The 11,751-nt window shown below is 56.5% G+C and carries 12 protein-coding genes; 4 read left to right on the top strand and 8 right to left on the bottom strand.

Features of this window, described 5'->3' with window-relative positions; all coding sequences use genetic code 11:
* Positions 1–2: 2 nt before the first annotated feature.
* The 3 genes from NSQ80_RS00920 to NSQ80_RS00910 are packed head-to-tail and all read left to right on the top strand — an operon-like array spanning position 3 to position 2,560.
* Positions 3–740 carry an ABC transporter permease gene (locus NSQ80_RS00920; RefSeq protein WP_323078516.1) on the top strand — a complete coding sequence of 246 codons (738 nt, stop codon included), beginning with the start codon at positions 3–5 and terminating at the stop codon, positions 738–740.
* A 6-nt stretch (positions 741–746) separates the two neighbouring features.
* The gene (locus NSQ80_RS00915) at positions 747–1,961 is read left to right on the top strand and encodes a sensor histidine kinase (protein WP_009225010.1); all 1,215 of its coding nucleotides are present in this window, start codon (positions 747–749) and stop codon (positions 1,959–1,961) included.
* Positions 1,958–2,560 (top strand): response regulator transcription factor, encoded by a 603-nt coding sequence (locus tag NSQ80_RS00910; RefSeq protein ID WP_323078513.1) that lies wholly within the window; start codon positions 1,958–1,960, stop codon positions 2,558–2,560. Before NSQ80_RS00915 ends, NSQ80_RS00910 begins: the two co-directional genes overlap by 4 nt.
* Positions 2,561–2,858: 298 nt before the next feature.
* Here NSQ80_RS00910 and trxB read toward each other — a convergent pair whose 3' ends face one another.
* The gene (trxB, locus tag NSQ80_RS00905) at positions 2,859–3,818 is read right to left on the bottom strand and encodes a thioredoxin-disulfide reductase (protein ID WP_323078510.1); all 960 of its coding nucleotides are present in this window, start codon (positions 3,816–3,818) and stop codon (positions 2,859–2,861) included.
* 108 nt (positions 3,819–3,926) lie between these two features.
* The gene (locus NSQ80_RS00900; RefSeq protein WP_323079166.1) at positions 3,927–5,672 is read right to left on the bottom strand and encodes a tetratricopeptide repeat protein; all 1,746 of its coding nucleotides are present in this window, start codon (positions 5,670–5,672) and stop codon (positions 3,927–3,929) included.
* A gap of 348 nt (positions 5,673–6,020) precedes the next feature.
* Between NSQ80_RS00900 and NSQ80_RS00895 the strand changes: the two genes are divergently transcribed.
* A complete protein-coding gene (locus NSQ80_RS00895; RefSeq protein WP_260071482.1) occupies positions 6,021–6,422 on the top strand; it encodes a DUF1801 domain-containing protein in 402 nt (133 codons plus the stop codon).
* A gap of 62 nt (positions 6,423–6,484) precedes the next feature.
* On the opposite strand, the gene NSQ80_RS00890 is transcribed toward NSQ80_RS00895, so the two are convergent.
* The 6 genes from NSQ80_RS00890 to hisH form a co-directional block, all read right to left on the bottom strand.
* Positions 6,485–7,432 carry a ribose-phosphate pyrophosphokinase gene (locus NSQ80_RS00890; RefSeq protein WP_009225015.1) on the bottom strand — a complete coding sequence of 316 codons (948 nt, stop codon included), beginning with the start codon at positions 7,430–7,432 and terminating at the stop codon, positions 6,485–6,487.
* A gap of 114 nt (positions 7,433–7,546) precedes the next feature.
* Entirely contained in the window at positions 7,547–8,377 is an 831-nt protein-coding gene (gene hisJ, locus NSQ80_RS00885) for a histidinol-phosphatase HisJ (RefSeq protein ID WP_323078506.1), read from the bottom strand.
* Positions 8,378–8,394: 17 nt separating this feature from the next.
* Positions 8,395–9,090, bottom strand: a complete 696-nt coding sequence (hisIE, locus tag NSQ80_RS00880; protein ID WP_009225017.1) for a bifunctional phosphoribosyl-AMP cyclohydrolase/phosphoribosyl-ATP diphosphatase HisIE — start codon at positions 9,088–9,090, stop codon at positions 8,395–8,397.
* Positions 9,087–9,845 carry an imidazole glycerol phosphate synthase subunit HisF gene (gene hisF / locus NSQ80_RS00875; RefSeq protein ID WP_260071485.1) on the bottom strand — a complete coding sequence of 253 codons (759 nt, stop codon included), beginning with the start codon at positions 9,843–9,845 and terminating at the stop codon, positions 9,087–9,089. Before hisF ends, hisIE begins: the two co-directional genes overlap by 4 nt.
* 48 nt (positions 9,846–9,893) lie before the next feature.
* Positions 9,894–10,637 carry a 1-(5-phosphoribosyl)-5-[(5-phosphoribosylamino)methylideneamino]imidazole-4-carboxamide isomerase gene (hisA, locus tag NSQ80_RS00870; RefSeq protein ID WP_260071486.1) on the bottom strand — a complete coding sequence of 248 codons (744 nt, stop codon included), beginning with the start codon at positions 10,635–10,637 and terminating at the stop codon, positions 9,894–9,896.
* Positions 10,638–11,127: 490 nt separating this feature from the next.
* On the bottom strand, positions 11,128–11,751 hold the full coding sequence (gene hisH, locus NSQ80_RS00865) for an imidazole glycerol phosphate synthase subunit HisH (protein ID WP_339300935.1): 624 nt from the start codon (positions 11,749–11,751) through the stop codon (positions 11,128–11,130).

Below are 11,751 nucleotides of genomic sequence, written 5' to 3'. Positions count from 1 at the left end.
CGATGCGTACCATTACGATGCAATGCAAAGCGGAGATGCTGCGGGTGATCCGCAATCCCTATTATGTATTCTGGTCGCTGCTGATGCCGGTCTTGTTCTACTTTATTTTCACGCGGGTCGTAAATACCGGGGCCGACAATCCGGGCGAATGGCGGGCGCATTACCTGATGTCGATGACGACCTTCAGCGTGATGGGGTCGGCGATCATGACTCTGGGCATCCGGCTGGTGCAGGAGCGCACCCAAGGTTGGGCCACCTTCATGCGAATCACGCCGCTGCCCGGTTCGATCTATTTCTTCGGCAAAATGTTCGGCCAAACCATGATGCATCTGTTTTCCGTTGTGTTTATTTTTATTGCCGGGTATTTGATTAACGGGGTATCGCTGCCTTGGCATTTGTGGATTTACAGCGGATTGTGGATCGTCGCGGCTTCACTTCCTTTTCTCGCGCTGGGTACGCTGGTGGGGCTGATGAAACGCGTGGATACGGCGAGCGGCGTCAGCAACGTTTTGTATCTGCTTCTAGCCGTCTCGGGCGGCATGTGGATGCCATTCGAAGTGCTGCCCAAGGTGATGCAGGCCATCGGCAAATGGCTGCCCTCCTACCAGTTCGGAAGCGGTGCCTGGTCCATCGTTCAGGGGGATGCGCCGAGTTGGCAAAGCGTGCTGATTTTGCTGGGCTACCTCTTTCTGTTTATGGTACTATCCACATATATCCGAAAAAAACAGGAAGCGGTGTAATTTCAAATGCGGTTCGGCAAGTTCGAGTTCGAATGGTTTCCGAAAAAATACGGCTGGTTCCCCTACATCTGGCCGATCTACTTGGTTCTTCCTTTCTTCAACATTCGGGGAGAGCATGGAATCAAGCTGTGGATCGGCTGCGCGATGATCGTCTTGTTTGCCGTGACCTACCGCCAGTTATATTGGGTTACCGGCAAAGTATTTAACCTCTGGCTTGCGCTGCAAATGGCACTCATCCTCGCGCTCTGCATGTTCTATAGCCCGTATAACTTCTATTTGGGCTTCTTCACCTCGAACTTTATCGGTTGGTACACCGATCACAAGAAGTTCCATGTCGCCATTTCCTGCTTTGCTGCGGTGGAGGTGCTGTCGCTCCTGTTCGGCGCCCGGGATCTGGTGGCCGGCGACCTGCCGTTCATGATGCCCTTCCTCGTGATCATGCTGGTGATGCCTTACGGCATCCGTTCGATGGCGAGACGGCAGCAATTGGAGCAGGAGCTCGACCGGGCGAACGAGCAGATTAAGGAGCTGATCAAGCGGGAGGAACGCATGCGAATCGCCCGCGATTTGCACGATACGCTTGGGCATACCTTATCCCTGATCACGCTCAAAAGCCAGCTCGTCGAGAAGCTCGCCGCCAAAGACGCCGAACGGGCCCAAGCCGAGGCGCGGGAGATCCAGCGCACCTCCCGGGCCGCGCTGCGGCAAGTGCGGGAGCTCGTCTCCGACATGCGGGCGATCACCGTCGCTGAGGCGCTGGCGGAAGCCGGCGAGATCCTGCGTGCGGCCGACATCGCCTTTGACGTAGAAGGCGATCCGCGGCTGACCGGCGTTTCGGACTTGACGCAGAACATCGTCAGCCTCTGCATTAAAGAGGCGGTGACGAACATCGTCAAGCATAGCCGGGCCACGCGCTGCGCCGTCACGATCGAGACCGCACCGGCGGAGGTGCGGCTGCAGATCGAGGACAACGGGATCGGGTTGTCCTCGCGGAAAGTGGGCAGCGACGGGGTGTCCTCGCTGCCGGGCAACAGCGCCGCGGGCAACGGCCTGAAGGGCATGGCCGAGCGGTTGTCGCTGATCGACGGCACATTAACCGTCGGAGCGGGGAGCCTGGAAGGCTCGGACGGTTCCGAGGCCGGCTCCGGCCGGGGCACTCGGCTGCAGATCACCATCCCGCTGATCGTGAAAGAAGCTGCCAAAGAAGGTGAAACCGCATGATTCGCATCGTCATTGCCGAGGATCAACGTATGCTGCGGGGAGCGCTGGCCTCCCTGCTCGATCTGGAGGACGACCTCGAGGTTGTCGGTCAGGCAGGGGATGGCGCGGAGGCGCTGGCGCTCATCGAGAAGCTGCGCCCCGATGTCTGCCTAATGGACATCGAGATGCCGCTGATGAGCGGACTGGAGGTGGCCGAGCGGCTGCAGGCCCAGGGATCGCCGTGCCGCGTTATCATCCTGACGACGTTCGCGCGGCCGGGCTACTTCGAGCGGGCGGTGAAAACCGGTGTCCAAGGCTACCTGCTCAAGGATGAATCCAGCGATCGGCTGGCGGAAGCGATCCGGCGGGTGATGGCCGGCCACCGCGAGGCTTCGCCGGAGCTGGTCTTCGGCAGTCTCCGCCGGGACAATCCCTTGACCGCCCGCGAGCAGGAGATTCTGAGGCTGGCCGCCAAAGGCTGCATCGCTAGCGAGATTGCGGCTTCCCTGCACTTGTCCTACGGCACCGTCCGCAATTATATTTCCGAAATTTTGAACAAGCTGGAGGTCAAAAGCCGCATCGAAGCGGTCCGCCTCGCCGAAGAGAACGGTTGGATTTAAGCACACACGTAAGACGTGCAAAAGGACGCCGAGGTCGGCGTCCTTTTGAGTTATTTTCGGGATGCAATCTATTCGATTTTTCGCATACATCCACGCGTTTGACGATCAAAAATCCGAATTGTATTCGATTTTTCATATAGATTCTTGGAGTTTGGGGTGGGATCGGCAAAATCTGTATGAAATTTCATATACAATCCTTTGAAATTGCCGAAATCCCCAAAATATACTTGATTTTTCGCATACATTTAGGACGGCAAAGTGACATCCCCTGACTTCCCCCGTGATTCCTTCCCCAACTTTAACTCCCGGTCGGGCCGCTCCAATCATGCACCATGCTGCCCTCCAGGAACTTCTCGCAGTCCATGGCCGCCATGCAGCCGGACCCCGCCGCGGTGATCGCTTGGCGGTAACGCGTATCCTGTACGTCGCCGCAAGCAAATATCCCTGGCACGTTCGTCTCCGTGGTTCCCGGCTTCACAACGATATAGTCGTGTTCGTCGGTCTCCACTGCGCCGCCGAGAAACTTCGTGTTTGGCGTATGACCAATCGCCACGAACACCCCGTCGGCCTCCAGCAGTTCCTCCTGACCATCGGCATTGTTCCGCACCTTCAGGCCCTTCACTTTGACGCCGCCCTCATCCGTCACCACTTCCAACGGTGTACGGTTCAGTGCCCAGCGGATTTTCTCGTTGGCTTTGGCGCGATCCTGCATGATTTTGGAGGCGCGCAGCTCCTCCCGCCGATGCACGATCGTTACCTCGGTCGCGAATCGCGTCAGGAAGTTCGCCTCCTCCATAGCGGAGTCACCGCCTCCGACGACGAGGAGTTTTTTGCCGCGGAAAAAGAACCCGTCGCAGGTCGCGCAGGTACTAACCCCTCGGCCCACGTTCTCTTGCTCGCCTGGGATACCCAGATATTTCGCCGATGCCCCGGTCGATATAATCACCGATTCGGACTCTAGCACCTGACCGCCTTCCAGCGTCACTTGAAACGGCCGCTTGGAGAAATCCACCTTCTCCGCCCAGCCGCTCCGAAATTCTGCACCAAACCGTTCCGCTTGCTTGCGCATGTTATCCATCAGCTCAGGGCCCATAATTCCTTCCGGAAAGCCAGGAAAATTTTCCACTTCCGTCGTCGTGGTCAACTGGCCGCCCGGCTCCAATCCCTCGATCACCACCGGGCTCAGATTCGCCCGCGCCAAATAAATCGCCGCCGTTAATCCGGCCGGCCCCGTTCCAATCACCAATACTTTGTGCATACGCTCGTACCTCCTTGGTTCCTAGGAAATAGCTCGACCCGTCGATTCCTATGTAAATGGAATACTCCATCAAATTTTCCCCAAGTTGGACCTGCTTTACCCATCAAACTATTGGACCGAAGGAAAAATCTCCGCGAGCTTCTCCTTCACGCCGCATACTTCATCCACCCGTTGAACATAACGGCGTGCCGTAGAGGCGGAAATATTGTATTTCTGCGCCACCTGCTCGTAAGTGACGGATTGTCCGTGCATTTTGGCCGTCAAGTATTCAAGTGCCGCGGCCCAGCCCTCCAAATGGGAGACCGTTGGCGTATCCGGATATAACCGGGTGAGAAAATCCGCCCACAACGTCTCCATATCATGCTGCTGCTGAAGATCAAAGCTCCGCTTCATCCGCTCCAGAGCCAAATCCACAACCGCTTGCCACTCGCTCCGCCATACCGGCAGCTGCGTGGTCACCCGGCTTGGATCGACCAGCGTTGTCGTCGCACCGGAACGAACCGGCAGCGGCTGGTTCACGCCGAGATTGCGGAGCACGAACAAAGCCATTTCCTTCAAATACGCATCTTCCTCCGGCTCCAGCAAGAAGGCTTGCAGCGCCTCCTCAACCTCCCGGTCAGCAATCAGGCCCATCGCCTGAATGACTTGAAGCTTGGTTTTGTTGTCCCCGTGGCGCAGCGCCCAGAAGAATGAGGAACGAATCAGCGGGTTCTCTTTCATCTCGGCCGGGATTCCTTCTTCTGAAGCCTCCCACCGCTTCATTTGCTCCTCGAACGGAAGCAGGTACTGATAATTGACAGGAACCGGTTCCGCCTCGGGATGCTCACGCTCCTGGGACAGAATATTCAAATAATAGCCCGGCACGCTCGATTTCGGATCCAGCCTTTTCGCCGTATTCCATAGCTGCTCGGCTTCAGCCTTCCGTCCCGTATGGTAGGCAGCCACCGCAGCATAGTGATACAGGCTGGCATCCAAGTTCGTCTCATTCCCGCGCATCAGCCGCATAAAATGGCCAAAGGCCGCTTCGTGCCGCCCCAAGATGCCCATGGTTGTCGCCAGCTTGAACACGTGCTCTTGGTGGAAAGGAACGATATTTTCCAATCGGCCGGCCAACTCTTCCAGCGCCTCGCGGTTTCCAGCATGCTGATAAAAAATCGCCAGATTACATAAGGCGTGCAAATTTCCGGGATCCTTCACCAGCACCTCTTCCACGGTTTCCACCGCCTTGTGGAACAATCCCAGGTAGTAATACCCTAATGCGAGATTGTTACGGGCCGCCAGGAAATCGGGAAGGCTCTGCACCAGCTCCTCCAGCATTTTGACGGCTTGAGCGAACTTACCTTCTTCTAGCAACGCACGCGCCTGATCGTGCTCATAGACGCCATGCCGCGATTTGATGCTCTTTAATTTCGTTGGGCGGTCCAGCTCGTATTGCAGCAGGTCGATCATCTCCTCGGCCTCGCTCAGGAACTGCCCCTGTTCATCCTCCTCCAAATAGCGGATGAGCGCTTCTTCGGCCGCTTCAAACATATCCATATTGGCGTAATTGTTCGCCATATAGAAATAACATTCCGTCATGGACGGGTCGATCTCCTCCAGCACGGTCTGGAGCACCTCATTGGATGCCGCATAGTCCCCCATCTCCGATAGAATACCGGCCATATTGCAGTGGTTCACCGGGTTGTTCGGCTCGTATTCTACGGCTTTGCGGAAATATTTTAATGCCTTGTCGTAGCGATAACGGTCCAACGAAGAAACGGCTCTCTCGAAGAAAAATCCCGCATCCATCGAGATCGGCAGCACTTTCCCCCGCTGGGTTTTAGCCGGTCGCTTTCTTTCCTTCAAGCAAGGCACCTCCTTTGATTTCATTCTTCCAAGTCTACTTTCCGTACGTTTCAGGTAAACTCTCCATTCCACAGTATAACATAGGAGAAGCTGTCCTCCCACGGGGAATCCGAGCGGAAAATAACGGATGCGCCGCTACTGGAAGGAAATCCACTCTCCGCAGGCGAATAATTGAGATATTTGCAGAGAAAGGAGCTATTTCCATTATGGAGTTTGTTTGGGAAAACACGGTTGTTGCCTTATTGATATTCGCACTGGTGATTTACATCCTCTGGTCCATTTTTTTCAGAAAAAAACGGCACTAAAGTTGAAAAGAACGCATGCACACAAGCGGTAAAAAAAGGAGTCTTCCGAACGATGGACACGAATCAACCCCTATTTACGACGATCGACGAATATATCGCCCAATTCCCGCCAGAGATTCAGGACAGATTGCAGCAAATCCGTAAGCTGGTTCAGGAGGTTGCGCCTAACGCAATCGAGCGGATCAGCTATCAAATGCCGACCTTTGAAACCGATGGCAGAATCCTGGTGCATTTCGCAGCGTTTAAGAAACATATCGGTTTTTACCCAACCCCCAACGGTACTAAGGAATTTGCGGAGGAACTGTCCCATTACAAAGGCGGGAAAGGGTCAGTACAGTTTCCCTTGGACCAGCCGCTGCCGTTGGATCTGATTCGCCGCATCGTTCTCTTCCGCGCGGCGGAAAACCGCCTGGCCGCCGAAGCCAAAGCTGCTAAGAAGCGTAGGAACCAATAACTCGTGAACAAAAAAGCCGCTTCTTCAGCGGCTTGGCTTTTTACTTGAATGATGTTGGACTTCTAAATGCCTCGATCTTTGAACAAAGCGGCAATCGAACCGCCCTCTAGAATAAACTGCGTCGCCCGAGCCAACATCGGCGCTACAGAGAGCACCTGCACATGGGGCGAATGCAGCTCCGGCTGCGCGATCGAATCGGTGACGACCACTTGCCGGATATTGGGATGCTTCAGCTTCTCCAGGGCATTGTCCGAGAAGAGCCCGTGCGTTGCGCACACATAGGCGTCCTCCGCGCCCCGTTCCTTTAACCCTTCGACAACGTTTACAATGGTGGAGCCAGTGTCGATCAAATCCTCGATGATAATCGGCGTATGCCCGGCCACGTCGCCGATCACATGCGTGATCACCGACTGGTTGTGCGCGGGACGCTTCTTAATCATGATGGCAAACGGCGAGTCCAGTCCGTTGGCCAGCTTCTCCGCCATCGAGGCCCGTCCCGCATCCGGCGAGACGATCACGGGATTCGGAATCTGCTGGGCCCGCAGGTAATCGGTCATCAAGTCTAACGCGGTCAGATGATCGACCGGAATGTTGAAGAAGCCCTGAATCGCCGGCGCGTGCAAATCGATCGTCACGACCCGACTCGCCCCAGCCGTCGTCAGCACATCAGCGAGCAGCTTAGCCGAAATCGGTTCCCGCGGCGCGGATTTACGCTCCTGCCGGGCGTAGCCGTAATAAGGCATGATGACGTTCACCGTGCGGGCGGAAGCCCGCTTGGCCGCATCGATCATCACCAGGAGCTCGACGAACATCTCATTAATCGGATGGGATAGCGACTGTACGAGAAATACGTCATAATTACGGATACTTTCCTCATAATGCACATAAATTTCTCCGCTTTTGAAGCGCGACAATTTCACCTTCCCGGGTTCGATCCCGAGTCGACTGCAGATATCCGATACCAGCTTCGGATTGGACGAACCGGAAAACATGCGCATTTTGGCTTCCATAACATCCTCCCGAATCCTTATTTATGACATTTAAGACTTGGACATCCCTACACTATTATCGTACATGGATTCGATCGGGGCGTCCAGCAATTTCCAGCCATGGCTTTGGGGCTCTTACTTATCTGCTTCCAAAGGAATCATCGTCCGCCGACGTCCCTTGAACGTCGCCAACTCCCGCACTCCCAGTTTATACAGCAGCGTTCGCGCTTGATCCAAATGTTCGCTCAGCTTCTGGGGATCATGGGCATCCGACCCCACCGTCAGCGGGATCCCCATCTCGATGGCCGCCTGCAAGATCCGCTCGCTAGGGAACATCTCCGCACAAGGCTTCGACAGTCCCGAGGCATTAAGCTCGATCGCGATCCCGGCTTCTTTCACGGCAGCCAAGGCCCGCCGCTCCAGCTCAATCGTCTCTTGCTCCAGCTCCGGCCCGGGCTTGTACCCAAACCGCTTAATGACGTCGAGGTGGCCAAGGAAATCGTAAAACCCGGTTTGCGCCGCTTTGGTCACGGCATCATAGTATTGCGCATATACCGCGAACACATCCTTGCCTTCCCAGTTGTGGACCTGGCGGAAATCCGATACATCCCATTCCCCGAGAAAATGCACCGAACCGATCACATAATCCCACGGATATGCTGTGATGATGCGTTCGATTTGCTCCTCCCAGCCTTCGATATAATCGCCTTCCAGGCCGACGCGTACATCGATCTGCCCGCGGTATTTTTCCTTCAGGCGAAAAGCCTCCTCCACGTACCGCGGCAGCTCCTCCATCGGCATTGCCATTTCCGGATAATAGGCAGCCGGATCCACATGCAGCAGCGGCATATGGTCAGAGACGCCCAGCTGGGACAACCCGATCTCGATCCCTCGGCGGATGTAATCCTCCAGTGCGCCAACGGCATGACCACAGCGTTCATGATGGGTATGGTAGTCGATCAGCATCTTTTCACCCCTCCGCTTTAGTCACGCCGCGGCCGCTCATGACGCCGCTCCAGCTCCTGCATAATTTCATCCAGCGGCAAATTGCGCTCACGCAGCAACACCAGCAGATGGTAGATCAGGTCGCTGACTTCGTAACGCAGCTCATCGTTATCGCCGTTTTTGGCTGCGATAATTGACTCGGCGGTTTCTTCGCCGACCTTTTTGAGGATTTTATCGAGACCTTTTTCAAACAAATACGTGGTGTACGCCCCTTCGGGACGCTCGGTATAACGCTCCGCAATCAACTGCTCCAGCTCAGCCAGCACCTTGAACCGTTCATCGGCACCGCTCCCCGATCCCGTAGAGGCAGCAGCAGCCGTGCGATAGAAGCACGTAGGCTCTCCCGTGTGGCAAGCCGGCCCGTTCGCAATGACCTCAACGAGCAGCGTATCGCCGTCACAATCATACTTCAAGGCCGTGATCTGCTGCGTGTTGCCGGAGGTCGCCCCTTTATTCCACAGCTCCGCGCGCGACCGGCTCCAGAACCACGTCTGGCCGGTTTCCACCGATTTGCGCAGCGACTCGCGGTTCATGTAGGCCAGCATTAGCACTTCCTTGCTGCGCGCATCCTGGACAATGGCCGGCACAAGACCGGCTGCATCCCACTTCACCGTCTGCTCCAACGCTTCGATCGGAAGCGAGAGTTGCAGGGTCTGTTGATTTTCTGCGGTCATCGTATCTCCACCCCTTTGGCTTTTAACTCCTGTTTCAAATCCGGTATGGCAATTTCTTTATAGTGAAAAATCGTCGCCGCCAACGCCGCATCCGCATATCCTTCGGTAAATACCTCGTAAAAATCTTCCGTCTTCCCCGCCCCGCCCGAGGCGATGACCGGAATGCCTACCGCCCGGCTGACCGCGCTGGTCAGCGGCAGATCAAACCCGTCCTTGGTGCCGTCGGCGTCCATGCTCGTCAGCAGAATTTCCCCGGCGCCCCGTTTCTCGGCTTCCCGTACCCACTCCAGCGCACGGATGCCCGTCGGTTTGCGTCCTCCGTGGGTGTACACTTCCCATTCGCCCCACTCGGCGTTATATTTGGCATCTACAGCCACAACGATGCATTGGGAGCCAAAACGGCGTGCCCCGTCCGAGATCAGCTCTGGATTAACGACCGCCGCCGTATTGATGCCGATCTTATCGGCCCCGGCCCGGAGAAGGCGCTTCATATCCTCCACCTGGGAGATCCCGCCGCCCACCGTAAACGGGATGGCGATTTCGCCGGCCGTTTGCTTCACCACCTCGATCATGGTTGCCCGGCCTTCATGCGATGCGGAAATGTCCAGAAAGACGAGCTCATCCGCCCCCTCGCGATCATACAACGCGGCCAGCTCCACCGGATCACCGGCATCGCGCAGTTTCACAAAATTCACGCCTTTGACGACCCGCCCGTCCTTCACGTCCAGACAGGGAATAATTCGCTTTGCGAGCATGCTGGTTCGACTTCCTTTCCGTAATTCGTCTATTCGTTGATTTCGAGATCAACGATTCAAAGCTCCAATCGCCTCGATCGCCTGAGCCAAATCAATATTCCCCGTGTACAGCGCCTTGCCAACGATAGCTCCGCCGATGCCTTGATCTCTGTGGGCAGCGAGGCGCAGCAAATCGTCCTGCACCGTGACGCCGCCGGAGGCAATTACCGTCTTGCCGGACGCCTGGGCCAGAGACAAAATCGCCTCAACGTTAGGCCCTTGCATCATCCCGTCACGGGAGATATCGGTGAAGATAAACGTCTCCGCCCCTTTGGCCGCGAGTTCCTTCGCTAACACTTCCGCCTGAACCTCGGAGGTTTCCAGCCAACCGCGCGTCGCGACGAAGCCGTTTCGGGCATCGATGCCGATCGCGACTTTATCGCCGTAGGTGCCCAGCACCGCCTCAGTGAACGCCCGGTCCTCAATCGCCGCCGTACCTAGAATGACCCGGCTCACGCCAAGCGACAACAGCCGCTTAACGTCATCCAGCGTGCGCAGGCCGCCGCCAACCTGGACCGGCACCTGTACGGTGCGAGCGATCTCTCCGATCAGCTCATCATTGACCGGATGCCCCGCCTTCGCGCCGTCTAAATCGACCAAATGGATAAACGACCCGCCTTGGGCTTCCCAAGAACGGGCCACCTCAACCGGGTTCGCGTTATACACCGTTTCACGATCATAATCGCCTTGGACCAGCCGCACACACTTTCCGCCGCGAATGTCGATAGCCGGATAAATAATAAAAGATGACATGATGTTCCTACCTCCCGCCGTTCATGGTTAAAGACTACGTTAAATGAATGTTTGAATGCTCCGCACTGCCCCGTTATATTCCGTAATGGTGCGTAATGCTCCGTGTCAAAGCTACATATCCCGTTTCAAAATAGCGGTAATTTATGGCGTTATTTCAACGCAATCATGCCACTCAGTGAAAATAACGGTATTTCAAGGCGCTATTTCAGCCAAAACCCCAGCACTCGAGCGATTTGCTCCATAATAACGCCACTTTTTACCGCTAATCCTCCGCTAAGCCTGTCTACCTGCAAAAATAAGGCCATAAATTACCGCTACCCTCGAATGGCTCCATGCGAAGCCGCGTTCGCCGCTGGCAGTTGCGTCGGGGGGCGCTTCGTGTGCAACCAGTACGCCATTCGCCCCCAACCATCAAACGCTCCAAGCACACCGGACGCTTCATCGCATCTAGCTGGCGCTTACCTGCATCATGCGCGTCGATCTCGCAGCTTTATCCCTGCCGCTCCACCAGCGCCAGGAAATTGCGCAGCAACGCCATCCCGAGCTCGCCGCTCTTTTCGGGATGGAATTGCATCCCGAAGACGTTGCCGCGGCCGACGATGGCGGTCACCGGATGGCCGTAGTCGGTCACGGCCAGCACATCCCCCGGCTGCTCCGCCAACACGTGATAAGAGTGGACGAAGTACACATGTCCCTCTTCCAGCCCGGCGAGCAGCGGGTTCTCCGGCTGCAGGAACGACAGCCGGTTCCAGCCCATATGCGGCACCTTGTACCCGTCGGTGCCCGCAAACCGCACCGCTCGGCCCGGCAGCAAGCCCAGCCCCTCGTTCCGCCCATGCTCTTCGCTCTCGCCGAAGAGCAGCTGCATCCCGAGGCAGATGCCGAGCAGCGGTGTGCCTCCAGCGGCCGCCTGCCGTACCACGGCGTCCAGGCCTGACGCGCGCAGATGCTTCATCGCGTCGCCAAAAGCCCCGACGCCCGGCAGCAGTACGCCGTCCGCCGCCAGAATCTGCGCCTCGTCCCCGGTAATTGTACCTTCGTAGCCGAGGCGCTCCACCGCCTTGCTCACGCTGTGCAGGTTGCCCATCCCGTAATCGACGATGGCAATCTTCAT

It is taken from the genome of Paenibacillus sp. FSL K6-2441 (assembly GCF_037964765.1).
In the GTDB taxonomy this organism is placed as follows: domain Bacteria; phylum Bacillota; class Bacilli; order Paenibacillales; family Paenibacillaceae; genus Fontibacillus; species Fontibacillus phoenicis.
Note: the sequence above shows the minus strand (reverse complement) of the source record. Positions and strands in the feature narration are given on the sequence as shown.

Bases quoted from the DNA above. Each gene is read 5' to 3' on its own strand.
- hisJ (WP_323078506.1), bottom strand. From the start codon at position 8,377: ATGCTGATCGACTACCATACCCATCATGAACGCTGTGGTCATGCCGTT.
- hisIE (WP_009225017.1), bottom strand. From the start codon at position 9,090: ATGACCGCAGAAAATCAACAGACCCTGCAACTCTCGCTTCCGATCGAA.
- hisF (WP_260071485.1), bottom strand. From the start codon at position 9,845: ATGCTCGCAAAGCGAATTATTCCCTGTCTGGACGTGAAGGACGGGCGG.
- hisA (WP_260071486.1), bottom strand. From the start codon at position 10,637: ATGTCATCTTTTATTATTTATCCGGCTATCGACATTCGCGGCGGAAAG.
- NSQ80_RS00895 (WP_260071482.1), top strand. From the start codon at position 6,021: ATGGACACGAATCAACCCCTATTTACGACGATCGACGAATATATCGCC.
- trxB (WP_323078510.1), bottom strand. From the start codon at position 3,818: ATGCACAAAGTATTGGTGATTGGAACGGGGCCGGCCGGATTAACGGCG.
- NSQ80_RS00890 (WP_009225015.1), bottom strand. From the start codon at position 7,432: ATGGAAGCCAAAATGCGCATGTTTTCCGGTTCGTCCAATCCGAAGCTG.
- NSQ80_RS00920 (WP_323078516.1), top strand. From the start codon at position 3: ATGCGTACCATTACGATGCAATGCAAAGCGGAGATGCTGCGGGTGATC.
- NSQ80_RS00915 (WP_009225010.1), top strand. From the start codon at position 747: ATGCGGTTCGGCAAGTTCGAGTTCGAATGGTTTCCGAAAAAATACGGC.
- hisH (WP_339300935.1), bottom strand. From the start codon at position 11,751: ATGAAGATTGCCATCGTCGATTACGGGATGGGCAACCTGCACAGCGTG.
- NSQ80_RS00910 (WP_323078513.1), top strand. From the start codon at position 1,958: ATGATTCGCATCGTCATTGCCGAGGATCAACGTATGCTGCGGGGAGCG.